At 71.6% G+C, this 24,365-nt stretch carries 16 protein-coding genes; 9 read left to right on the forward strand and 7 right to left on the reverse strand.

Annotated features, from left to right (window positions below; genetic code table 11):
- Positions 1-19: 19 nt before the first annotated feature.
- Positions 20-1,339, forward strand: a complete 1,320-nt coding sequence (locus FM051_RS38785) for an MFS transporter (RefSeq protein ID WP_158852112.1) — start codon at positions 20-22, stop codon at positions 1,337-1,339.
- Between the two features lie 73 nt (positions 1,340-1,412).
- On the opposite strand, the gene FM051_RS38790 is transcribed toward FM051_RS38785, so the two are convergent.
- Positions 1,413-7,106 carry a CHAT domain-containing protein gene (locus FM051_RS38790; protein ID WP_158852113.1) on the reverse strand — a complete coding sequence of 1,898 codons (5,694 nt, stop codon included), beginning with the start codon at positions 7,104-7,106 and terminating at the stop codon, positions 1,413-1,415.
- Between the two features lie 66 nt (positions 7,107-7,172).
- Here FM051_RS38790 and FM051_RS38795 point away from each other — a divergent pair, with 66 nt between their 5' ends.
- Both FM051_RS38795 and FM051_RS38800 read left to right on the forward strand, forming a co-directional pair.
- On the forward strand, positions 7,173-7,571 hold the full coding sequence (locus FM051_RS38795) for a hypothetical protein (protein ID WP_158852114.1): 399 nt from the start codon (positions 7,173-7,175) through the stop codon (positions 7,569-7,571).
- A complete protein-coding gene (locus FM051_RS38800; protein WP_158852115.1) occupies positions 7,568-8,383 on the forward strand; it encodes a hypothetical protein in 816 nt (271 codons plus the stop codon). The genes FM051_RS38795 and FM051_RS38800 overlap by 4 nt, the downstream gene beginning before the upstream one ends.
- Positions 8,384-8,623: 240 nt before the next feature.
- On the opposite strand, the gene FM051_RS38805 is transcribed toward FM051_RS38800, so the two are convergent.
- Positions 8,624-10,834 (reverse strand): NACHT domain-containing protein, encoded by a 2,211-nt coding sequence (locus FM051_RS38805; RefSeq protein WP_158852116.1) that lies wholly within the window; start codon positions 10,832-10,834, stop codon positions 8,624-8,626.
- 290 nt (positions 10,835-11,124) lie between these two features.
- Between FM051_RS38805 and FM051_RS38810 the strand changes: the two genes are divergently transcribed.
- Positions 11,125-13,305 carry an esterase-like activity of phytase family protein gene (locus FM051_RS38810; protein ID WP_202919239.1) on the forward strand — a complete coding sequence of 727 codons (2,181 nt, stop codon included), beginning with the start codon at positions 11,125-11,127 and terminating at the stop codon, positions 13,303-13,305.
- A gap of 73 nt (positions 13,306-13,378) precedes the next feature.
- On the opposite strand, the gene FM051_RS38815 is transcribed toward FM051_RS38810, so the two are convergent.
- Complete coding sequence (locus tag FM051_RS38815) at positions 13,379-14,200, reverse strand: hypothetical protein (protein WP_158852118.1); 822 nt, start codon at positions 14,198-14,200, stop codon at positions 13,379-13,381.
- Between the two features lie 425 nt (positions 14,201-14,625).
- On the opposite strand from FM051_RS38815, the gene FM051_RS38820 reads away from it, so the two are divergent.
- The 5 genes from FM051_RS38820 (at position 14,626) to ehuA (ending at position 18,405) form a co-directional block, all read left to right on the forward strand.
- Positions 14,626-15,447, forward strand: coding sequence for a DUF4142 domain-containing protein (locus tag FM051_RS38820; RefSeq protein WP_158852119.1), 822 nt, complete (start codon positions 14,626-14,628; stop codon positions 15,445-15,447).
- Positions 15,448-15,721: 274 nt separating this feature from the next.
- Positions 15,722-16,603 (forward strand): ectoine/hydroxyectoine ABC transporter substrate-binding protein EhuB, encoded by an 882-nt coding sequence (gene ehuB, locus FM051_RS38825; RefSeq protein WP_238412962.1) that lies wholly within the window; start codon positions 15,722-15,724, stop codon positions 16,601-16,603.
- Between the two features lie 16 nt (positions 16,604-16,619).
- Positions 16,620-16,979 (forward strand): ABC transporter permease subunit, encoded by a 360-nt coding sequence (locus FM051_RS38830; RefSeq protein ID WP_158852120.1) that lies wholly within the window; start codon positions 16,620-16,622, stop codon positions 16,977-16,979.
- Positions 16,976-17,635: an ectoine/hydroxyectoine ABC transporter permease subunit EhuD gene (gene ehuD / locus FM051_RS38835; RefSeq protein WP_158852121.1), complete on the forward strand. Its 660-nt coding sequence runs from the start codon at positions 16,976-16,978 to the stop codon at positions 17,633-17,635. Before FM051_RS38830 ends, ehuD begins: the two co-directional genes overlap by 4 nt.
- 5 nt (positions 17,636-17,640) lie before the next feature.
- Positions 17,641-18,405 (forward strand): ectoine/hydroxyectoine ABC transporter ATP-binding protein EhuA, encoded by a 765-nt coding sequence (gene ehuA / locus FM051_RS38840; RefSeq protein WP_202919244.1) that lies wholly within the window; start codon positions 17,641-17,643, stop codon positions 18,403-18,405.
- A gap of 17 nt (positions 18,406-18,422) precedes the next feature.
- Here ehuA and FM051_RS38845 read toward each other — a convergent pair whose 3' ends face one another.
- The 4 genes from FM051_RS38845 to rhaS all read right to left on the reverse strand — a co-directional run bounded on the left by FM051_RS38845 (position 18,423) and on the right by rhaS (position 24,346).
- Positions 18,423-19,913: a rhamnulokinase gene (locus FM051_RS38845; protein ID WP_274383860.1), complete on the reverse strand. Its 1,491-nt coding sequence runs from the start codon at positions 19,911-19,913 to the stop codon at positions 18,423-18,425.
- Positions 19,910-21,946 carry a bifunctional aldolase/short-chain dehydrogenase gene (locus FM051_RS38850; protein ID WP_158852123.1) on the reverse strand — a complete coding sequence of 679 codons (2,037 nt, stop codon included), beginning with the start codon at positions 21,944-21,946 and terminating at the stop codon, positions 19,910-19,912. Before FM051_RS38850 ends, FM051_RS38845 begins: the two co-directional genes overlap by 4 nt.
- A 38-nt stretch (positions 21,947-21,984) precedes the next feature.
- Positions 21,985-23,160 carry an L-rhamnose isomerase gene (rhaI, locus tag FM051_RS38855; RefSeq protein WP_158852124.1) on the reverse strand — a complete coding sequence of 392 codons (1,176 nt, stop codon included), beginning with the start codon at positions 23,158-23,160 and terminating at the stop codon, positions 21,985-21,987.
- 91 nt (positions 23,161-23,251) lie between these two features.
- The gene (gene rhaS, locus FM051_RS38860) at positions 23,252-24,346 is read right to left on the reverse strand and encodes a rhamnose ABC transporter substrate-binding protein (RefSeq protein WP_158852125.1); all 1,095 of its coding nucleotides are present in this window, start codon (positions 24,344-24,346) and stop codon (positions 23,252-23,254) included.
- Positions 24,347-24,365: the final 19 nt, after the last annotated feature.

Consider the following 24,365-nt stretch of genomic DNA (forward strand, 5'->3'; position numbering starts at 1 on the left):
CGACACGCAGGAGAGTCCGATGAACAAACCCTCGTCCACGGCAGCGACACCCACCGCGCAGGCGGTGCGCAAGGCCGTGATCCGCCTCGTCCCGTTCCTCGGGCTGCTGTACCTGCTCAACTACCTCGACCGGGTGAACGTCGGGTTCGCGGCGCTGACCATGAACGCCGACCTCGGCATCAGCGCGGCGGCCTACGGGCTCGGCGCGGGCCTGTTCTTCGTCGGGTACTTCTTCTTCGAGGTACCCAGCAACATCGTGCTGCACCGGGTGGGCGCCCGGATCTGGATCGCCCGGATCATGGTCACCTGGGGCATCGTGGCCTCGGCCACCGCGTTCATCCAGGGTGAGGTCAGCTTCTACGTCGTCCGGGTGCTGCTCGGTGTGGCCGAGGCCGGTTTCTTCCCCGGCATCATCCTGTACCTGACCTACTGGTTCCCCCGCGCGCAACGGGCGAAGATCGTCGCCCTGTTCTTCCTCGCGGTGCCGCTGTCCTCGGTCATCGGGAGCCCGATCTCCACCCTGCTCATCCAGCACGGGGACGGCGTGCTCGGCTTCGACGCGGGCTGGCGCTTCATGTTCTTCGTCGAGGGCCTGCCCTCGATCCTGCTCGGCGTCGCGGTGTTCTTCTTCCTGCCCAACCGGCCGCGGGACGCGAAGTGGTTGACCGCGGACCAGCGCGTCGCGCTCCAGTCGACCATCGACGCGGAGGACGCCCAGGAGGTCGGCGGCGAGGTCAGCACGCGGTCGGCGTTGACCAACCCGCGCGTGCTCGCGCTCAGCGTCGTCTACTTCGGCATCGTCTTCGGCCTCTACGTCCTCGCGTTCTTCCTGCCGCAGGTGATCAAGGGCTTCCAGGAACAGTTCCGGACCACGTTCAGCATCGTCGAGATCGGGCTGGTCACGGCGGTTCCGTACGCCTTCGCGGCCTTGGCGATGGTGCTGTGGGCGCGGCATTCAGACCGCACCGGCGAACGGGCGGGGCACGTCGCGATCGCCGCGTTCACCGGAGCGGTGGCGATCGCCGCCGCGCTGTACCTGAACTCGCCGCTGTTGGTGATGGTGGCCGTCACGGTCTGCGCGATCGGTGTGTTCGCCGCGATCCCGGTGTTCTGGCAGCTGCCGAACTCGTTCCTGGTCGGGGTCGGCGCCGCCGCGGGCATCGGGTTGATCAACTCGTTCGGCAACCTCGCGGGTTTCGCCGGCCCGTACCTGGCGGGCTGGCTCCAGGGGGTGACCGGCAACTTCCGGGCGGGCATGTGGGTCGTGGCGGCCTTCATGGCTGCTGCCGGGGTCATCGCGTTGTCGTTCCGCCGGAAGGACCCCGCTCTGGAGCACTGACAACGGGCAGCTTCGTCGCCTACTCGGGAAACTTGTCCCGATAGAGGAGCCCCTCGCCCGATTCCGATCTTCGTCACGCTCCCGAGTGGATGTACGGCACCCACCGCGTCGGATCACGGGGGTCGGCGTCGCGCAGCGCCCGCACGGTTCGGTGGAGCACGTGGGCGGTTTCGGTGAGGTCGAGCCCCGAGCCGTTGATCAGTGCCGTGTAGACCGACATCGCCACCTCGACCGCGGTCCGGTCGGTGACCGCCCACAGGGTCGCGATCACGTGTCGGTAGCCGGCCAGTTGCAGGGCCGCGGCGAGGTGGATGGCCTCGTCGGACAGGGTGGTGCCGCCGACGGCGGTGTGGCACGCCGACAGGTAGGCCAGTTCGGCGTGCGCGAGGTCCAGTTCGGCGACGTCGAGCACGGTCAGCGGTTTGTCCCGCAGGTAGAGCGCGCCGGTGGACGGGTTGCCCAGGTCCTGTCCCCCGTGGCACGCGAAGTGCGCGTACGCGTGGGTGCGCAGGTCGGCGGTGACGGTGGCGTGCGTGGCCGCGTCGCCGGCGCGCAGCGTGTGCGCCCCCGGCATCGCGCGCTGGAAGAACTCGGCCTCCGCACGGGCTCCCGGCAGCGGGCTCAGCGCGGCCTCGCCGGGCGGGGTTTCGGGCATGCTCACGACGAGCAGTCGGCGGTCCGCGGTGTCCGGCGCGTCGGCCGTGCGTGCCCTGGCGAGCGCGCGCAGCGTCGGGGTGTACGACGAGACGACGTGGTCGAGCACGGTGCGCCCGGACGGGGTGTCGGCCGGGTCGTGGTAGCCGGCGGCGTGCAGCGGCAGCAGGGTCAGGGTGCCGGTGGGGCACCACCACAACCGCTCCCCGTCGACCAGGCCCAGGTGGTCGAGCACCGGTCCGGCGACGGCGTCCCACAGCCACTCCAGCGTCACGTGCAGGGTCTGCTTGGCGCTGGTGCGGGTCAGGTCGCCCCGCACCGCCGGGCTCTCCAGGACGTGCAACGCCCGCAGGTAGGCGGTGGTCCGCCGGACGGTCTCGTCCGCGGACAGGTCGGGCAGCGGGATGTGCTCCACGGGCCCGTCCCGCCGCACGACCAGCGCGTCGCACCGCGTGTCGTGGACGTTGATCAGCACCACCGGTCCGTCGGGCAGGCCGTCGCGCAGGGTCGCCAGCGGCGGCACCCGCAGCAGGTGCTCCAGCCCCGGTAACGCCCGCGCCCGCGCGAGCAGCCGGTCCCACTCCTCGGCCAGCCGGATGCGGCGTTCCTGATCGTGCCGGGCGGCGTCGGCCGGGAGACCGGCGGGCAGGACGGGAACCATGCCGGTCGGCGCATCGAGGGTGCCCGTGGTCGCCATGTCCGCGGCCACGGCCCGCAGCCGGTCGTACAGCGCCGGGTCCCGCTCGCGCAGCACCGACGTGTCGTCGCGGGTCTGCAACACCTGCGACCACATCACCGAGCGGCCCTGTTCGAGCAACTCCACCGCGAGGTCCGGGGCTCCCCCCGCCACCGCGGCCGCCGCGGCCGCCCTGGCCAAGCCCTCCCACTGGTCCAGCCGACGTTCACGGGCGCCGCGCTCGACACCGTGCCAGGCGACCTGCGGCAGCAGTGCGGCGGCCGTGCTGAACGCCTCGACCGCCGACGGCCAGTCCCCGCGATTGGCGGCCAGCATGGCCCAGACCACGGCGGCGGCCGACCGCGACATGGGCGTGGCGGAGCGGGATTCGACGGCGGCGCGACAGGCCGCCACGGCGTCGTCGCAGTCGGCCGCGACGCCGTTCCGCTGGTACCGCAGGCGTAGCACCAGGCCCAGGTTCAACCAGGTCATCGCCTGGCGGGGGTCGTCCGCCGGGAAGGTCTCGACCGCCCGACGGCTCTGGTCCACGGCCTCCGTCGCGTCGCTCTCCCGACCACGGCGCTCGTATCTGGCTCGCAACACCGACCCCAGGTTGAGCCGGTACGTCGCCCCCGACGCGTGCGTCGGGTCGGTGCTCGCGACCGCCTCCCGCAGCAGGGCGACGGCCCGGTCGAGGTCATCGCTCCCGGGGCGCGCCTGGTCCCGGCTGTGCCGCATCATGGCCAGGCTCGACAGGAGCTGTGCCCGCTGCGCGTGCCCCTCCGGGCAACGCTCGACAGCCTCGCCGGCGGCCTCGATCGCCGCGTCGAGGTCGGGGAGGTCCTGGCGCTCCACGAAGCGGATGTGCAGCGCGACGGCGAAGTTGAGCAGGCAGATGAACGCGGTCGCCTCGGACGCGGCGTCGACCGCGGCCCGGCCGGTGTCAACGGCCGCGTCGAAGTCCGCCGTGGAGCCCAGGCGTCGGGCCCGGGCGCACAGCGCGTTGCCGAGGTTGGTCAGCACGTGCGATCGCCATGCACCGTCGGCGCTGCGGTCCACCGCGGCGCTCAAGACGTCGATCGCCTCGTGCAGGTCGGCGATCGCGCCGGTCCGTTCGTACCTGGTCCACAGCGCCGTGCCCAGCCCGAGCAGCTGAAGCGGCATGAAGAAGTGCCCGGCGGACAATCCGGCGACGGTGTCCCGGCCGAGGTCGACCGCCGCGGTGAGGTCGTCGAGGTCACCGGTGTGCGTGCTGCGGGCCAACAGGCCGTTCGCCAGTGCCGCCGTGGCCGACGCCCGCTCGGGCGGCAGCAACCCCGGCAGTTCCGCGGCGCGCCGGGCCACCGCGATGGCCTCCTCGAGGTCGCTCGCGTCGGTGCGGCGGACATACCGGGCGCGCAGCGAGTTCGCCAACTCCGAGAGGGCGACGGCCAGTACCCCGTTCCCCGCGGTGATCGTCGCGGCGGCACGGCGGTGCACCTCGACGGCTTCGTCGAGGGCGGGGATGTCGTCGGTCCGCTCGAACAGCTGTGTCAGCAGTGTGCCGAGCACCACGAGCAGCGCGGCGTGGTACGCGTGGTCCGACGCGGTGGTCCGGATCCCGCTCCTGGCGACCTCGATCGCCTCGGTGAGTGCGGCGGGATCGCCGGTTTCGGCGTAGCGCAGCTGCAACGCGCGTCCCAGGTGCAGCTGGATCGCGAGGTGGCCCGGATCGTTTGCGGGGAAGCGTCGGCGGGCCTCCCGCAACAGTTCGACGGCCTCGTCGCGTGCCTGCGGGGAGGGGAACCACTGCGCGTGCGACAACAGGGCGAGCCCCAACTGGGCTCGAAGCCCTTCGGTCGTCTTTCCGGGTCCGAGCCCGGCCAGCCCCTCGCGCAGCACGGCGACCGCGTCCTCGATGTCGGCGATCTCGGTGGTGTGGTGAAAGCGTTGGGTCAGGGCTTGCCCCAGGTACAGCCGGCACCCCGTCAGCGCGGGGTGGTCGGCTGGGACGTCGGCCACGGCGGCTCGCAGGACGGCGATCGCCTGGTCGAGGTCGGCGGGGTCCCGGTGCAGCTCGTACCGGCCGGTGCGCAGGACGGCGATCCTCGTGAGCAGCTCCAGGGTGCCGAAGCTCCCGGGCGGCAGTTCGGCCAGCACGCGCTCCGCTTCCCGGATGGTGTCCTCGACTTCCACGTCCAAGTGCGCGGACGCCCCCAGGTGCTGGACTTGCGGGAGCAGCACCATGGCGAGGCTGTTCAGCAGGAAACCGCGATCGTTGCCCGTAGCGGTGGACAATGCCGACCGCAGTGCGGTGGTGGCCTCCGCCAAGTCCGCCACGGCCCCGGTGAGCAGATAGCGGTCGAACAGCACCCCGCTCAACGTCAGGATCCTGGACACGTCGGGGACGCCGTCCAACGCCATCGCTTCGCGACAGATCCCGATGGCCTCGGTGAATCCCGCCACGTCCTGTGCTTCCTTCGCCGCCACACCGACCGTGGCGGCGAGGGTGTTCAGCACGGCGGGACGGTGCGGGTCGTCGGCCGGCGTGCTGTCGGCGGCCGAGCGCGCGAGGCGGATCGCCTCCGCGAGGTCGTTCGGGTCGCCCACGACGCTGAAGCGGATTTTCCGCGTCAGCGCGCCCTGCCTCCGCACGCGAGGCCATCCCGGGTGGTCGGCGGGGACGAGCGCGGCGGCGCGGTCCGCCGCGTCCACGGCGCGGTCGATGTCGATCCGCTCTCCGGTGGAGTGGAACCGGTCGACGCACGCGGAGGCCAGTTCGCGCAGGCAGTCCGCTCGGAAGAGGTCGTCGCCCAACGACGGGATCGCGCTCAGCACCTCGATCCGCTCGTCGAGGTCGACGAGCCGCCGGGTGCGCTCGAACCGTTGCCGCAGCAGGTTCGCGTGCTCCCACATGTTCATGGCGCGCACGACCTGGTCGGGAATGGGGGTTCGGACGGCCTCACGCGACACGTCGACGGCCGTGTCGAGGTCGCGATCCGTGCCGGAGAGCCGGAACCACTCCCGCGAGACCTCCGCCAACTTGAATCGGACCGCCACCCGGGCGGGGTGGCCCGCGTCCGCCAACGCCTCCCGCAGGAGGTGCGTCGCCTCGTGGAGAACCGCGGTGTCGCCGGTTTCCCGGTACCGCACGATCAGCACGTCGGCCAAGGCGAACTGCGCGCCGGCCCGCTCGGCACGCTCCGCGGCCACGGGGGACAACGCCGCACGGGCCGCCCGTTCGGCGGCGGGGTGGTCGTCGCGTGCCGCGCGCTGGACGGTCGCCAGCACGCCGTCCACCTCGTGCCGCATCGGGTGGCCTTCGGGGATGGCGGCGTCGGCGATGGCGGAGAGCCTGGTCGCCTCGGCCAGGTCGCCCTCGTCGGGACTGCCGTAGGCGCGGGCGTGCATGAACCGGGTCGCCAACGCGACGATGAGCTTGAGCAGCGCCGTGACGTCGACCTCGTCGGACTCGGCGGCGATGGCCGGCAGCGCCGAGGCGCACCCGACGCTCTCGTCGATGTCCGCGACGTCGGCGGTCTCCCCGGCGAGGACGAACCTGATCTTCAGAACTTCGCCCAGCAGCAGGAGCGCGACGCCGTGGTCGGGGTGACCCTCGGGGCACGCGGCCACGACGTCCCGTGCCACCGCGACGCACTCGTCGACCTCGGTGGACGGGGCGCCGCGTTCGCACCTGAACGCCAGCACGGCGGCGAGCGCGAGCAGGTAGCCGAGCCGGTTGTCGGCATCGGGTGGCAGGGTCTTCGCCAGGCGCAGGTGCTCCACGGCCTCGTCGACGTCGGCTTCGCGTCCCAGGACTTCGAAGCGGGTGCGCAGCGCCAAGCCGAGGTTGAGCGCCACAGTGGTGGCGAACGGGTGGTCGGCGGGTTCCAGGGCGGCACGACCCACCGCCACGGCCTCGTCCAGGTCGGCCACCGAGCCGCCGCGCTCGTGCCGGGCGCACAGCAGGACGTGCAGGTTCAACCGGTGCACGGTGAGGTTGTCCCGGTCGGCGCTCCGGCAGGCCGCCCGGCACGCCTCCACCCCGAGGTCCACCAGTTCCGGGTACTCGGTCGTCGTGGCGACCCGGGTGATCACGGTGGCGTAGTAGCCGCCGACCTCGTCGAGGGGCAGCACGGGGACGGCGGGGTTGGCCGCGAGCCACTCCAGCACGGGCGGGGGCACCGCGTTCGGGGCCAGGGACGCGAGGGGGGCGTACAGGTTCAGGCACACGTTGAGGTCCGGTCCGGCGATCTCCGCCTGGAGGGCGTTGTAGCGGACCCAGTGCAGCAACGCCAGGGTGGTCAGGACCTCGGGGTCCACGTCCTGGCCGATGGTGGGCAGCGCCAACCGCGCGGCCTGCGCCAAGGCGTCGGGACCGAGGACGTCGGTCGGGTCGCTGGTCCGCATGCAGCGCGCGATGCGTTCGTTCAGGGGAATGCCGCTCGACGTGTCCAAGACAACGACCTCGTGTCACCCGTTACGGTTCGACCTTGCGACTCAGCGTGACACAAGGGGGACGGTGTGGCGGTGGAAATGGACGAGGGACAGGCGCTGGTGCTGTGGTGCCTGCTGTTACCCGAGCTGCGGCGGGCCGCGGCGGCGGGCCGTTGGTCCGACCGGCTCGAACGCACCGTCGCACGGGTGCGGGACGGCGGTTCGGCCCTCGACGCGTGCCTCCAGTTCGACCTGATCCCCGGAATGGGCTCGGACAGCCCGACCCGGGGTGTCGGCGATCCCGCCGGCGTCCCCAACGCCTACCCCGACCCGCGCGGGTCACGTCCGCCGAGCACCGGTCGCGGCGAGTACCGCTGCCCACGCGGGGTCTGCGGCCGCTACGACCGCCGCGACGACGAGGGCCGCCCGCCGGTCTGCGCGCTGTTCGACGACGAACCGATGCTGCCCACCGGGGCACCGCGATGAACCCGTTCCTCCAGTCACTGGGCGGCAAGCTCGCCGAGCGGTGGGTAACCACGCTCGTGCTGCCCGGCGCGCTGTTCGTCGCCGCGGCGGTGTGCGCGGTCCGGCTCGGCCACCGCCACGCGCTGGACGTGGTGCGGGTCGGCAACGACGTCGTCGCGGCGTTCCCCCGGCTGCCGGTCGCGGTCGCCGCGGTCGGGCTGCTGCTCGGGGCGGCGGCAGCGGCGTTCGCCGCGCAGGCGCTCGGCGCGCTGGTGCAGGCGGTGTGGGTGAAGCCGTGGCGGGGACCGGCGGCCTGGCTGGCACGACCGGTGGTCGCGGTGCGTGGGTGGCGGTTCGACCGGGCCGCCGCCAGGGCCGGCGTGGACCCGGTGCCCGCGTACCGACCGCGGCGGGCCACCTGGATCGGCGAGCGGTTCCGCCTGCTCGACTCGCGGGTCGCGGCGCAGTACCAGGGCCTGCGTCTGGGCCCGCTGTGGCCGCGGCTGTGGCTGCTGGTGCCCGAACCGGCGCGGCTGCCGGTGCAGGCGGCCGAGACCAGGTTCCACTCGGCCACCACGCTCGTCGGCTGGGGCGTGCTCTACGCGGCGTTGGGCCCGCGCTGGTACCCGGCGGCGGTGGTCGGCCTCGGCGTGGCGGTGGTGGGCTGGCGCCGGGCCCGCGCGGCGGCCGCCGCGCTCACCGAACTGATCGAGGCGACCGTCGACACCCACCTCGACGTCCTCACCACAGCCCTCGGCCATCCCCTGCCGCCGACCGGCCTGACCCGCGACCTGGCCGCCCGCATCAACGACCGGTTCACCAAGGGCGAGTAGGCGCTCGGCCGCAAACGCCCCGGCCAGTGCTGCTCCGGAACGTTCGTCGAGCCCGGCTTCCGGCCCTCATCAGGAGATTGGCCCGGCCCAGCACCGAGGCGTCACCTCGTGACCGGGCCTCTACTTCCTCGGGCTGCACTGGATGCACACGTTCAAGTCGGGGCTGCTGTCCGGTGTGGGAAGCGATGCCGAGTTCGTCGCCGAGCACGCGGACGGGTTGCGCTGACCGTCGCCAGGTCGTCACTCGCGGGCGGCGCGTTGCCTGATCACTTCCGCCAGTTGCCGCGGGTCGCGGCGCTTGAGGTGGTCACGGAGCAGGATGTGCACGAACTGGTGTTTGCCGCGGCCGTCCGTGACGAGCAGGCTGCGGTCCACGGCGTAGCGGACGAACGCGCGCCGCCGCCACGGCAGGTAGCCGTCCCAGACCAGCAGCAGCCGCACCACCACGCCACCCCACAGCTGGCGGAGCGGTTCCAGCCAACGCCACCCGGTCTCGGTGACGGTCGGCGCGAGCAGTCCGCCGACCGCGATCCCGGCGAGGAACGGCCACGCGAACGTCCCGATCTCCGCCAGGAACAGCATCACGACCGCCACCGGCGCGGCGTGCAGGGCAAACCGGACAGTGAACCCACGCAGATCCCAACTGTGGTGGACCACGGTGAACAGCACCAGGTCCCCCACCACGCACAGGCCCGCCAACGCCCACCCGAACGCCACACCGAAGCCGAACCCGGACACCACACCGTCCACTTGGGACAGTTCATGTCCACTCAGGACTCCCAGCGGCACCAGCGGAACAGCCCACGGCCACGGCAGCCGCGCCACGTACAGCACGACGTTCACCGCCGCGACACCGCACAACGCCGTGACGACCCAGGGGCTCATCACGAACCGCGCGACGTCGCCCACCAGATACGCGGCCAGACCCAACACGATTCCGCCGAGCACGCACAACACCCACCCCACCGACAGCCGCCGTCCCTTCTCGGGCACGAGCACGACGACCGTGCCGAGCCCGATGGTGTGGTCCAGCAACGCGACCAGCCCGAGACCGATCAGCACCGTCGCCAACCCGGTGGTCCTGCCGTGCGCCAAAGCCATCGGCACGGCCATCCCGGCCACGCACCCGGCGAGCAGGGCGGGCAGGTCCTCGCGGGTGATCCGGCGGCGCACGGTGCCGGGCAGGCTCGCGAACAACGCCCGCCAGTCGTAGTCGTTGAGGTTGGCCAGCGTCCACAGCCACCGGCCGACCTGCTCGGTGGTGTACCGGCTGTGCGGGACGCGCCGGCGGGCCAGCATCTCGCCGATGTAGGCGTCGAACAGCCAGCCGAGCCCGGCGCGTCTCGCCAACGCGATGGCCGGGCGGTCGTGGTAGGCCAGGAACATGATGCCCAGCACCAACGGCGTCCGGGCGAGGTCCCGCAACACGCCGTTGGACCGCATGGCTTTCCGCAGCCCGTCGAGCCGTCCCCCGGCGGCGTCGAAGTACTCCTCCACCTGCTCCGGGCTCAACGGCCGGATCGACACCGCGCCGTGCAGCCGCAGTTGCCCCTGGAGCCGCTCGTACACCCCGTCCCGGCTGCACACCACCAACTGCGGCACGGAAAACGTCTCCTGCAACGCGTTTATCTCACGCACACACCGCTCACGGTCGGCCGGCTCCACCTCGTCCAGGCCGTCGAGCAGGAGCGCGAGCTGTCCGGAGGCCAGCCACGTCCGGGCGATCTGCGGCGGGAGCGTGTAGCGGCGGTGCAGTTCGGCGAACAGCCATCCCGCGAAGTCCCGTGCCACGACGCGCGACTCGTCCACCCGCTCCCGGATCACACCGGCCGATTCGGGATCGTGCCGCGATCGCACCCGCCCCGACCGCGACCACGCACCGAGCTCCACCACGACGGGGATGGGCTGCCCGTCGTCGGCCTTGGCGCGTTCGAGCAGGTCACGGGCCAGTTCCAGGAGCATGGTGCTCTTGCCCGCGCCCGGTGCGCCGAGCACCAGCAGCGATTCCTGGAGGCTGTCGAACGCGTCGGTGATGCCCGCGTTCAGCGGCAGTTCGACCCCGTCCACAGGCTGGACCAGGAGAGGCGCGGGCAGCACGGCGTGCTCGACCTGGTCCAGGGCGAGGGTGATGCGCAGCTGTTCGGTGAGCGTCTGCCCCAGCCGCCGCGTCACGTAGCTCTCGACCTGCGCCAACGCGTTCGGCCGGTTGCGCGGGTGGTCGTAGGCGCGCACGGACTCACGAGAGCGCCGGAACTCCAGCACACCCAACGCGATCAGGACGACCAGCCCCGCCCCCACCACCGGCCACGCCCACGGCTCGAAGCCCTCCAGCGGACCGGGCAACGACCCGCCGGTACCGATGTTGATCGCCGCGGGCACCAACACCGCGCCGACCACCACGGCCACCCCGATGAGCACGACCCGACCCGTCGGAATCCGGCCGCCCGCCACGCCTCTCCCCCTGTCGTCACCTCCACCTTAGGTCATGCGATTCCCTTACGTAGAGCCGCAAAACTGCGGTCGACCCACGCTTCGTCGTCCCCAGCGGCCTGTTTCCGCATCGAGAGCCACACCGCGGATTACTGAACCGCCTCGGTCAGCGCCCTCTCCAAAGCGGCTACTGGCCGTTCACCTCGGAGACGCCTCGATGGGGTAGAAAGCGCGCGCCCGTCATCGAGGTAGGAGGCCCCATGGCCCGTCCGGTCCGTCTTCTCGCAGGTCTGGTGGCCTGTGGGGTGACCATGTCGCTCCTGCCGGCGTCCGCCACGGCGACCGTGCCCGACCGGTTCCAGCGGGTCGACACCCTGTCCGTGTTGCGCAACGGCTCGGTCGGCGAGCACACGGCCGCCGAGATCGCGGCGGCGACGGCGGATGGCGGGACCGTGGTCTACACCGACTCACCGGCCGAGCGGATCGGGTTCGCCGCGGTCGGTCGGGACGGGGAGCTGGAGCCCGCCGGGGTGCTCGACATGCCGGGCGAGCCGACGTCGGTGGACGTCCTGGGACGTCTGGCGCTGGTCGCGGTCAACACCTCCGAGTCGTTCACCGCGCCCTCCGGCGTGCTGGTGGTGGTCGACCTGGACACCAGGGCGGTCGTGGCCACGCACGACCTCGGTGGGCAGCCGGACTCGATCGACGTCTCCCCCGACGGCCGCCACGCCGCCGTGGCGATCGAGAACGAGCGCGACGAGGACGTCGACGACGGCGCGATCCCGCAGGCGCCGGCGGGCTTCCTCACGATCGTCGACCTCGCGGGCGCCCCGACGGCGTGGGCGCTGCGCCGCGTCGCGCTAACCGGGATCGCCGAGGTCGCTCCGAGCGACCCCGAGCCGGAGTACGTGAGCGTCAACGGCCGGGGTCAGGTGGCCGTGACGTTGCAGGAGAACAACCACATCGCGGTCGTGGACCTGCGTTCGGCGACGGTGGTGAACCACTTCTCCGCGGGCACGGTGACCGTCCGGGGCGTGGACACCGAGGACGACGGCCGGATCGACCCGACGGCGACGATCACCGCGGCCCGCGAGCCCGACGCGGTGGCCTGGTTGGACGACCGCACGCTCGGCACCGCCGACGAGGGCGACTACCAGGGCGGGTCGCGCACGTGGACGGTGTTCGACGCGGCGTCCGGCCGGGTCGTGTTCTCCTCCGGCAACGAGCTCCAGCAGGCCGCGATCCGCCAGGGCCAGTACCCCGACGGCCGCTCGGACAACAAGGGCGTCGAGCCGGAAGGCCTGGTCGTGGCCACCTTCGGGCGCAACCGGTACGCGTTCGTCGGCATGGAACGCGCCAACCTGGTCGCGGTCTACGACGTGAACGACCCGCGCCGGCCACGACTCGTGCAGGCGCTGCCGACCGGTGTGGGCCCGGAGGGTCTGCTGCCGATCCCGGCGACCGGCGGCCTGATCGTGTCGGCCGAGGAGGACTCCGCCGCCGACGGCGTCCGGTCCTCGCTCACGTCCTACCGCCTGACCCGCACGCCACTGGCGGTGGCCTTGGCGCGCAACGAAGGCGCGCCGTCGATCGTGTCCGACGGCATCGGTTTCGGCGCCACCGGTTTCGGCGCCATCGGTTTCGGGGCGCTGTCGGGACTCTCCGGCGTCCCCGGCAACCAGCGCGACGTCGTCGCGGTCACCGACTCGGCGTACAGCCCGACGCGGGTGTTGACGATCGACACCCTGTCCGCGCCCGCCCGCGTCCACGCGGAACTGACCGTGACCAAGGCCGGGCAGCCGGTCGACTACGACGGCGAGGGCATCGCCGCACGCCGGGGCGGCGGCTACTGGGTGGCCGCCGAAGGCGACGGGAAGGCGCGGCCGAACCTGCTGGTCGAGGTGAGCCGTTCGGGCGAGGTCGTCCGCGAGGTGCCGCTGCCCGCCGCGGTGGCGGCCACGGCCACGAGCAACGGCTTCGAGGGCGTGACCACCACGGGACGCGGCGACGGCGAGCAGGTGTGGCTGGCCGTGCAGCGGGAGTGGAAGAACGACCGGCCCGGACAGGCGACCCTGGCCCGGTTCACCCCCGCCACGGGCGAGTGGGCGTTCGCCGCCTACCCGCTCGACGCCGCGCCGGCGGGCTGGGTGGGCCTGTCCGAGGTGACCGCCCTGAACGACCGCACCCTGCTCGTGCTCGAACGCGACAACCAGCGCGGCGACGCGGCGGCGATCAAGAAGGTCTACCGCGTCGACATCTCCGACCTGGCACCGGCCGCCGCAGGCCAACCCAAGCCGCTGGTGACCAAGACCGCCGCACGCGACCTGCTGCCCGCCCTCACCGCGGGTGGCGGCGCGGCGCACGACAAGCCGGAAGGCCTGGCAGTCGTCGGGGACGGCCCGCTGCGGAACCTGGTCGGCGTGGTCGACAACGACGGCGTGGACGACGCACCGGGTGAATCGGTGTTCCTGCGCCTCGGCTGGATCCGCTAGCGCGTCGACCACGAACGTTCGCCGGGTCGGGGGTCGGGGTCGGGGGTCGACAACCTGCGGGCCTTGAGCCGGTCTAGTGAGTTGCCTGGAACTCCTCGAACAGCTCCGGGACGTAGGCGAACAACAGGTCCAGGGTGCTGAACGCCCCGTTGACCGGGTCGAGCTGCGCGTAGGCGTAGGCCATCTCGCACCCCTTGCGGGACGGGGTCGATTCGCGCACGTCGGTGAACCAGTCCACGAACGGCACCCGCCGCAGGACCAGCACCGGGTTCAGCAGCGCGGCGTGGAGCAGCAGCAGGTCCAGCACCGCCGGGCGGTTGCGCAGGGCCCACCGGTAGAACTCGGAGAACAGGAAGAACCGGCGCTCCACCGCCGTCTGCCGCAACCCGTGCTCCCGCTCGGCCACCGCGACACCGTGATCGGTCGCGGTCTGCTCGGCTTCACCCCACGCCCGGTCGTGGGCGCCGCGGTCGGTCAACTCGCCGCGGTGCAACCGGGTCAGGTAGTCGGCCCACCGCACCGATCCCGGGTTGCCGAAGCCATCGGTCGAACGGCCCAACGCGATCGCGACGCCGCGCTCGATCCCCTCCAGGATCCCCGCGTCGACGTGCGAGACCCACGTGCCCGGCGCACCCAGTCCGCGATCGCGGAAGAACGAGATGACACCCTCGATGTTGCGCCACCGGTCCGACGCGCCCAACCCCGCGGCGGGACCGCTCTGCACCAGACGCAGGAACTCCAACCGCTCCGCCATGCTCATCCGGTCGATCTCGGCCCCGGTGCAGTCCAACGACGCCGCGCACTCCTCCGGCGACCGCACCACCGCCGATGCCGGGACAGGCGCCAACAGCCCGGCCACCAGAGCAAGCACGAGAACCCACCCGGATCGCTTCACACCAGGCAACGTAACGCCGTCACACAGCCGTGATCGCCCCAATCACCCACAAGGGTGCAACGAGGGTGCGGCACCCCGTTCGTGCCGCTCGACCCCTCCTTCGCATCCGTAAGCAGATCGCAAGGTTCAACGCCGCGGTTTTCCGCCAGAGTGGTACGAGGCCCTCGAGAATTCACTGCGCGCCGGACAGGTGCCCGACGAGAAAGTCGGTTCCGGCACCGTGACCGCCATTCCCGGCGACCTTGAGGGGTCCGCTCCCGTGCTGATCCGTGATCACTGCGGACGCACGCTCAACCGCGTCGACCAGGTCTTCAGCGCGTGGTCACCGCTCCAGGAGCGCCGCACCGACTGAACCGCCGCCCATTCCCAGCCGTATTCGCATTTGTCGAACCCCGACGGTCGAAACGAAGATGGGGAATGATCCGATGCCTCCGATCCGATTCATCGTGTTGTGCGCCGTGTGGTCCCTGGCGCTGCTCGCGGGCTCCGCGGGCCCGGCCGCGGCCCAACCGGAGCCCGCCGGGCAGGTCGAGACCCAATGGGGTCCACTCGGCCCGGCCGGGCGGGACCTGCTGGTGAAGGTGCGGCTGGCCGGCCTGTGGGAAGGCCCCGCCGGTCGCATGGGGCTGTCGAAGTCGGCCAACCCGAAGGTCAAGGAAGCCGGCCGCCACCTCATCGACGGCCACGAGGAACTCGACGAGAAGACCCTCGAACTGGGCAGACTGCTCGACGTCGAACTGCCGACCGAGGCCAACGCCGACCAAAAGGGCTGGATCGCCGAGATGACCGCCGCGCCCGCCGGAAGCGTCGAGTTCGACCGGGTCTTCGCCAACCGGCTGCGCGCCGCGCACGGCAGTGTGTACAAGTTCCTCGCGCAGGTGCGCACCGGCACCCGGAACAGCCTGATCCGCAGCTACGCCGACCAGTGCATGGCAACCGTGCTCGACCACATCACCGTGCTGGAGGCGACCGGGCTGGTGGACTTCACCGACACCGAGGCGATCCCACTGGCCACGGTCGCCGTTGCCGCCGCGCCCACCCCGCAGGCGGCCGTCCCCGCTCCGGGCGCGCCACGCACCGCCGCACCACAACCCACGGCCGCCGCGTCCACGGACGCCGACACGACACGGGACACCCTGCTCGGCGCCGCGCTGCTCCTCGCCGTCGGCGCGATGGTGTTCCTCTGGATCCGGGGCAGCGGCTCGGGCGGGGCCTCCCGTCGGAGTCGACGCCGGACCGACAGCTGACCGACGGCTGACGCGGCCCGACGCCCGAAACCTGTGACAGCTGTCACGAAACCTCGAGGCCGATAGTCCACAATAGATTGTTGTGATGTGCAGCATCTTCACTTCCCTTGACACAGAAGGAGATTCGGGTCGATTCCTCCTAATGAGACGTTGTCCCATGTTGACGGGTTCGGTGACCGCTCTTTAGGGTCGCCCCGTCCGCCCCGTCGTGTCCTGGTGCGGCGGACCGTCCTGTCGTCGAAGTTGGGAATCCCACTTCGTGTCTCCTCCACATGTGTCCCGTCGCCTCTTCCTGGCAGCCGGCCTGGGCGCCGGGCTCGCCGCGGCGGGTTGCAGCACGGTCGACCTGTCCGCCGAGCGGGATGGCGGCAACCTGCTGGAACGCCTGCGCGCCACAGGTGAGGTGCGGATGGGTTTCGCCAACGAGGCCCCCTACGGCTACGTCGACAGCCGGGGCGAGCTGACCGGGGAGGCGCCCGAGGTCGCCAAGGCGGTCTTCCGCAGACTCGGCGTGACCAGCTTCGTGCCCGCGCTGTCGGACTTCGGTGCGCTGATCCCCGGTCTGCGCGCCGGGCTGTTCGACGTCATCGCCGCGGGCATGTTCATCACCCCGGCCCGGTGCGAGCAGATCCTGTTCTCCGACCCGGACTACAACGCGCCCGAAGCGCTGCTGGTGCGCCGCGAGGACGTCGGGCGGTTCACCAAGCTGGAGGACTTCGCCCGCGACGACAGCACGAGACTCGGCGTGCTGCTGGGCAGCTTCGAGGCCGACGTCGCCGCCGGGTACGGGGTGCCAGCCGACCGGACGGTCACGTTCCCCACCCAGGCGGGCGGTGTCGACGGTCTGCTGGCCGGTCGCGCGGACGGCTTCCTGCTCACCGCCGTCTCGCTGCGCGACGCGATGGCCCGCCGGCCGGACGCGGCGGTGGAGCTGACCGAGCCGTTCGTGCCGGTGCTGGACGGCGTCGAGCAGTACGGCGCGGGCGGGTTCGGCTTCCGGCCCGACCAGCGGCGGCTGCGCGACGCGTTCAACGTCGAGTTGGCCGCGCTCAAGCGCAGCGGTGAGCTGCTGGAGATCGTCCGACCGTTCGGGTTCACCGAGTTCGAGATGACCGACCTCACCGCGGACCGGCTCTGCCGGGCCGGCACGGCGTGAGGGGAAGGGTCACCCCATGTCAACAGGTCTGTGGCTGCGCCTGCTCGACGGGCTGTTCGTCACCCTGGAACTGACGTTGTTCGGCGCGGCGCTCGGCCTGGTGTTCGCGTTCGCCGCCGGGCTCGCCCGGCTGTCGGGGAACCGGCTGGTGCGCGGCGTCGCACTGACCTACACCGAGGGCTTCCGCGGGCTGCCCGCGCTCGTCGTGCTGTTCTGGCTCGTGTTCGCCCTGCCCGGCCTCGGCTTCCAACTGGAGCCGCTGTTCGCCGGCGTGCTGGCCCTGTCGCTCAACATCGGCGCGTACGGCGCGGAGGTCGTGCGCGGCGCGGCCTCGATGGGCCGTACCGGATCCCTGACTGTCGAGGGGGCACGATGACGTTCGAATGGCAGGCCGCCTGGGAGGCGGTGCCGTCCCTGCTGCGCGGTCTGGTGACCGCACTCCAAGCCGCCGCGCTCGGCTACCTGATCGCGTTGGTGCTGGGCCTGGTCTTCGCGTTGCTGCGCCGCAGCCCCCAGCGCTGGATCAGGCTGCCGGTCGCGTTCTTCGTGGAGTTCGTCCGCTCCACGCCGTTGCTCGTGCAGCTGTTCTTCCTGTTCTTCGTGCTGCCCACGGTCGGCATCGAGCTGTCCGCGATGGCGACCGGCGCGATCGGCCTCGGCGTGCACTACGCGACCTACACCTCGGAGGTGTACCGCGCGGGCATCGACGGGGTCCCCGCCGGCCAGTGGGAGGCCGCCAAGGCGCTCAGCCTGTCCCGCGGCCGAACCTGGACCAGGGTCGTCCTGCCGCAGGCCGTGCCGCGGGTGGTGCCCGCGCTGGGCAACTACGCCATCGCGTTGTTCAAGGACACGCCCCAGCTCACCGTCATCACCGTCGCCGAAGTCCTCAGCGTGGTGAAGGCGGTCGGCGCGCAGAGCTTCCGGTACCTGGAGCTGATCACCGTGGCCGGGGTGCTGTACCTGATCACCGCCCTCGTCATCGCGTGGCCGGTGCGGGTCCTGGAACGCCGGTACCGAAGGGAAAGCGCATGACCGCGTTGATCACGTTCGACCGGGTTGGCAAGCGGTTCGGGAACGCCGTCGTGCTCGACGACCTGTCCTTCGGCGTCCGCGCGGGTGAGCGGGTCACCCTGATCGGGCCCAGCGGGTCCGGCAAGACGACCATCCTGCGCATGCTGATGACGCTCACCCGCCCGGACGACGGGACGATCACCCTGGCCGGTGAGCCGCTGTTCCACGAGCGGCGCGGCGACACCCTCGTGCCGGCCGGTGAACGGCACCTGCGGGCGATGCGCCGGCACACCACGATGGTGTTCCAGCAGTACAACCTGTTCCCGAACATGAGGGTGCTGCGCAACGTCACCGAAGCGCCGGTCCACGTGCTCGGGCTACCGCCGGAACAAGCGGAGGAACGCGCGCGGGAACTGCTGGGCATGGTGGGGCTGGCGGGCAAGCTCGACGCCTACCCGTCGCAGCTGTCCGGCGGCCAGCAGCAGCGCGTCGCGATCGCCCGCGCGCTGGCCATGCGGCCGGACGTGCTGCTGCTGGACGAGGTGACCTCCGCGCTCGACCCCGAACTGGCCGCCGAGGTGCTCGACGTGCTGCGGGACGTCGCGCGGACGTTCGACGTGACCATGCTGTGCGTGACCCACGCGATGAAGTTCGCGCGCGACGTGTCGGACCGCGTGCTGATGTTCAACGAGGGCAGGATCATCGAGTCGGCGCCGCCGGGCGAGCTGTTCGACGCGCCCACGCAGGAACGCACCAAGCGGTTCCTGCGTTCGGTGATCGACGAGTCCTGAGGGCCCGTCGGCACGCCCTACGTCGCGCTCACGCCCCTGCTGCGGGCCTCGGCCGCCGACCACTCACCGCCGTCGCCCGACGGTGTGAACCGGCGTGGCTCGTGGGTGGAGCGGATCAGTGCGCGCATGGCGGCGACGTCGGGCAGGTCCACACCCAGCGTGCGGGCTTGGACGAGCACGTTGCCGAGAGCGGCTGCCTCGACCGGACCGGCCAGGACCGGGACGCCGCAGGCGTCGGCGGTCAGCTGGCACAGCAGGTCGTTGCGCGCGCCGCCGCCGACGACGTGCACCACGTCGACCGGTCGGCCCGACAGCGCCGCGGCCTGCCGGACGGTCCGGCGGTACGCCAGGGCGAGGCTGTCCAGGATGCAGCGGACGATCTCCGCCGGCGTGGCGGGAGGGCGCTGCCCGGTGTCACGGCAGGCTTTCCCGATGCGGGCGACCATGTCGCCGGGCGGGAGGAACACCGGCGCGTCGATGTCCACCACGGCACGAAGCCGGGGCACCGCCGCCGCCTCGGCTAGCAGGCTCGTCAGGTCCGCCGGCACCCCGCGGACCTCCCACGTGCGCAGCGTCTCGGACAGCACCCACAGCCCCATCACGTTGCGGAGGAAGCGGATGCTGCCGTCGACACCGCCCTCGTTGGTGAAGTTGGCCGCCATCGCCTCGGCCGACAGCACCGGCTCGTCCAGCTCCACCCCCACGAGGGACCACGTGCCCGACGAGATGTAGGCGTAGTTGGTTCCCGGCTCCGCGGGCACACCGACGACGGCCGACGCGGTGTCGTGGGAACCGACCGCGACCACCGGCAGCCGCGGTACCGACAGGTCGTCCGCGACTTCGGGCACCAGCGGACCGATGACCTCTCCCGGCGACCGCAACGGCGGCAGCAGGCGGGCCGGGACGCCCACCTTGTCGGCGAGGTCGACAGCCCACGTGCGGGCGCGCACGTCGTAGAGCTGGGTGGTGGACGCGTTGGTGCGCTCGGCGCCGATCTCCCCGGTGAGCCAGTAGGCGATCAGGTCGGGGATCAGCAGCGCGGTCTCGGCGCAGCCCAGGCGGGGGCCGCCCACCTCGGTCACGAGCTGGTACAGCGTGTTGAACGGCAACTGCTGCAAGCCGGTCACGTCGTACAGCTCGTCATCCGGCACGATCGCGCGCACCCGCTGGATCGCGTCGGCCGTGCGCGCGTCGCGGTAGTGCACGGGGTTGCCCAGCAGCGCGCCGTCCCCATCCAGCAGCCCGTAGTCGACGGCCCAGGAGTCGATGCCGACACCCGCGATCGGGGCGGCCCGGTCGGCCGCCGCGATCCCGGCCAGGGTTTCCCGGTAGATGCCCAGGATGTCCCAGTGCAGCGTCGACCCGCCGGGACGCGCGACGCGGACCGGACCGTTGGGGAACCGGTGCACCTCCTCCAGCGCGAGGTGCCCGGCTCCCACCGTGCCGACCATCACCCGGCCGCTGGTGGCGCCCAGGTCGACGGCGGCGACGCGGAGATCGCTGCTCACCGGAGGAATCCGGCGGCGACGCCCGCGTCGACGGGGATGTGCAGGCCGGTCGTGTGGCTGAGTTCGTCCGTGGTGAGGACGAACACCGCGGCGGCCACGTTCTCGGGCAGCACCTCCCGCTTGAGGATGGTGCGCTGCGCGTAGAACTTGCCCAGTTCGGACTCCGGCACGCCGTAGACCGCGGCCCGCTGCGCGCCCCAGCCCTTGGCGAAGATGCCGGAGCCGCGGACCACGCCGTCGGGGTTGACGCCGTTGACCCGGATGCCGTGCTCGCCCAGTTCCGCGGCCAGCAACCGCACCTGGTGCGCCTGGTCGGCCTTGGCCGCGCCGTAGGCGAGGTTGTTGGGCCCGGCGAACACCGAGTTCTTCGACGAGATGTAGACGATGTCACCGCCGAAGCCCTGGTCGATCATCGCCTTCGCGGCGGCCCGCGAGACCAGGAACGAACCCTTGGCCATCACGTCGTGCTGCAGGTCCCAGTCGCGCTCGGTCGTCTCCAACAGCGACTTGGAGATCGACAGGCCGGCGTTGTTCACCACCAGGTCGACCCCGCCGAAGGCGAGCGCCGCCGCGTCCACCGCGGCTTGGACGGCGTCGGCGTCGGTGACGTCGGCGGTGACCGCGATCGCCCGGTCGCTGCCGCCGATCCCCTCGGCCACCGCCGACGCGGCGGCCGTGTCGAGGTCCGCGACCACCACGCAGGCGCCTTCCGCGCCCAACCGCTCCGCGATGGCCTTGCCGATGCCCGAACCGGCGCCGGTAACCAGTGCGACGCGGCCGGCCAGCGGCTTCGGCTTGGGCATCCGCTGGAGCTTGGCCTCCTCCAGCGCCCAGTACTCGATCCGGAACTTCTCGCTCTCCGGGATGGGCGCGTAGGTCGAGACCGCTTCGGCGCCGCGCATCACGTTGATGGCGTTGAGGTAGAACTCGCCCGCCACGCGCGCGGTCTGCTTGTCCTTGCCGAACGAGAACATGCCCACACCGGGCACCAGCACGATCGCCGGGTCTGCGCCGCGCATCGGCGGGCTGTCCGGGGTGGCGTGCCGCTCGTAGTAGGCGGCGTAGTCGGCCCGGTAGGCCTGGTGCAGTTCCCTGAGCCTCGCCACGACGTCCTCGATCGGCGTCGACGGGGGCAGGTCCACCACGAGCGGGCGGACCTTGGTGCGCAGGAAGTGGTCCGGGCACGAGGTGCCCAGCGCGGCCAGCGGCAGCAGCTTCTCGCTCGCGCAGAAGTCGAGCACCACGTCGGTGTCGGTGTAGTGGCCGACCTGCCGGTGGTCGGTGGACGCCAGGCCGCGGACGACCGGTGCCAGCGCCGCGGCCCTGGCGTGCCGCTCCACGACCGGCAGCGGCTCGTAACCGGGGACGACCGCGCCGAACGGGTCGGCCTTGCCGCGTTCGGCGATGAACCGCTCGGCCGTGCGGATGATGTCGAGCGAGTTGCGCTCGCACTCCTCGGACGTCGCGCCCCACGCGGTGATGCCGTGCCCGCCCAGGATCACGCCGATGGCCTGCGGGTTGGCCTTCTTCACCGCGGCGATGTCCAGGCCGAGCTGGAAGCCGGGCCGGCGCCAGTCCACCCAGGCCACCCGGTCGCCGAAGCACTCCTTCGTCAGCGCCTGGCCGTCCGCGGCGGTGGCCAGGGCGATACCGGAGTCGGGGTGCAGGTGGTCGACGTGCGCGGCGTCGACCAAGCCGTGCATGGCGGTGTCGATGGACGGCGCGGCGCCTCCCCTGCCGTGCAGGCAGTAGTCGAACGCGGCCACCATCTCGTCCTCGCGGTCGACGCCGGGGTAGACGTCGACGAGCGCCCGGAGGCGGTCCAGCCGCAGGACGGCGAGGCCCGCCTCGGTCAGGGTGCCGAGGTCTCCCCCGGAGCCCTTGACCCACAGCAGGTCCGTCTCCTCCCCGGTCACCGGGTCGAGCGCGGCGGCCTTGGCGGAGGTGTTGCCCCCGGCGTAGTTGGTGTTGCGCGGGTCCGCGCCGAGCGCGTTGCTGCGCGCGATGAGGTCGGCGACGGTATCGGTGGTCATCTCCGTGGTGTCCCTCGGTTCGTTCTTCGGCGCCACGCTCAGGCGCCCCAGCCGGCCTGCGGTCCGTGTGCCCGCTCGGCCTCGATCTGCTTCTGGTACCCGCTGCGCCGGTACGCGGCGACCGGGTCGGGGTCCAGCCCCGACTCTTCCCGGACCTCGGCGAGCAGCGGCCGCACGTCGGTGTTGAAGGCGTCCATCAGCACCGCGTTGGCGCCCAGGACGTCACCCTCCTGCTGTGCGGTCCGCAGTGCCTCGCGGTCCACCAGGAGCGCCTTGGCGGTGGCCTCCTGGACGTTCATCACCGAACGGATGACCGCCGGGATCTTCGCCTCGATGTTGTGGCACTGGTCGAGCATGAAGTTGATGCCGTACGCCGGGTCCAACGCGTCCGCCCGGACGATCTCGTTCATGATCCGGAACAGCTGGAACGGGTCGGCCGCGCCCGCCATCAGGTCGTCGTCGGCGTAGAAGCGGGAGTTGAAGTCGAACGCGCCCAGCTTGTCCTGCCGCAGCAGGAACGCGACGATGAACTCGATGTTGGTGCCGGGTGCGTGGTGCCCGGTGTCGATGACCACCGTCGCCTTCGGCCCCAGTTCCACGCAGTGCGCGTAGGCCGTGCCCCAGTCCGGGACGTCCGTGGCGTAGAAGGCCGGTTCGAAGAGCTTGTACTCCAACAGCATCCGCTGGCCGTCGCCCAACCGCGCGTAGGTCTCGCGCAGCGCCTCGGCGAGCCGGTCCTGCCGGTCGCGCAGGTCGTCCTGGCCGGGGTAGTTGAGCCCGTCGGCGAACCACAGCTTGAGGTCGCGCGACCCGGTGGCGTCCATGATGGAGATCGCTTCGAGCAGGTGGTCGGTCGCCTTGCGGCGGATGCCCGGGTCCGGGTTCGTCACCGAACCGAGCTTGTAGTCGTCGTCCTGGAAGACGTTGGTGTTGATCGCGCCGAGTCCGACGCCGAGGTCGGCGGCGTAGCGCGACAGGGCGGCGTAGTCGTCCACCTTGTCCCACGGGATGTGGAGCGAGACGGTCGGCGCCACGCCGGTGAACCGGTGGACCGTCGCGGCGTCCGCGATCTTCTCCTCGGGATCGCGCGGAACACCGGCTTGGGCGAACACCTTGAAGCGGGTACCGGAGTTGCCGTACCCCCACGACGGCGTCTCGATCCGCTGGGTGCGCAGAGCTTGCTTCACGGCCTTCAGGTCAGGCACGTCGATCACATCTCCTCAGCTGGCCCCTCTGGGGGAGGCACCCCCGGTGCCGACGTCACGCGCACGGCACCGGGGGTACGGCTGCAGACCCGGTCGCGGGTCAGAAATCGAACTGGTCGATGTTGCTCGCGTCGAACACCGTCGGCGGGCCGAGCACGATCGTGCCGTCCTTGCCGATGGTGTAGTCGCCGAGCTTGCCCGCGGTGAACTTCTCACCCTCCGCGCCGGTGATCCGGCCCGACGCCAGGGACGCGCCCACGTGGGCCGCCAGGTAGCCGAGGTCGGCCGGGCTCCACAGCGCGAACGCCTTGACCGTGCCGTCCTTGACGAACGCCCGCATCTGGTTCGGCGTGCCGAGGCCGGTCAGCGCGACCTTGCCCTTGAACTCCGAGCCGGACAGGTACCGGGCCGCGGCGGCGACACCGACCGTGGTGGGCGAGATGATGCCCTTCAGGTCGGGGTAGGAGCGCAGCAGGCCCTGGGTCTCCTGGAACGACTTCTGGTCGTCGTCGTTGCCGTACGCGGTGGTCACCAATTCGATCTTGCTGTACTCGGGCTTGGTCAGCTCCTTCTTCATCAGCTCGATCCAGGCGTTCTGGTTCGTCGCGTTGGGGGTCGCCGACAGGACGGCGATCTTGCCCGCGCCGCCGATCTGCTCGGAGATCAGCTTGACCTGGTTCTCGGCGATGCCCTCGGCGGTCACCTGGTTGACGAACGCGTCACGGCACTCCGGCTTGGTGTCCGAGTCGAAGGTGACGACCTTCGCCCCCGCCTTGCGGGCGTCGTTGAGCGCACCGCAGATCGCGTTCGGGTCGTTGGCCGACGTCACGATCACGTCGGTGCCCTGCTGCGACAGCGTGTTGATGTAGCTCACCTGCGAGGAGGCGTTGGCCTCGGACGGGCCGACCTCCTTGTACTCGCCCTTGAGCTCCTCCACCGCGGTCTTGCCGCCGTTGTCGGAGACGGTGAAGTACGGGTTGTTGACCTGCTTCGGCAGGAAGGCGATCTTGAGGCCTTCCTTGATCGGCGCGTTCGGGTCCGCCTGGCCGGTCGCCTGACCGGTCGCGTCACCGGCGCCGTCCTGACCGCCGCGGGTGGTGCCACCGCACGCAGCGGTGGCCAGCACCGCGGTGAGCGCTGTGGCGATGACGCCGATGCGAAGGCTGCGCCGGAACGCGGAATTGCGCAGTGACATGGGATTTCCTTCCTTACCG

The organism is Saccharothrix deserti (genome assembly GCF_009769385.1).
GTDB classification, from domain to species: Bacteria; Actinomycetota; Actinomycetes; order Mycobacteriales; family Pseudonocardiaceae; genus Actinosynnema; species Actinosynnema deserti.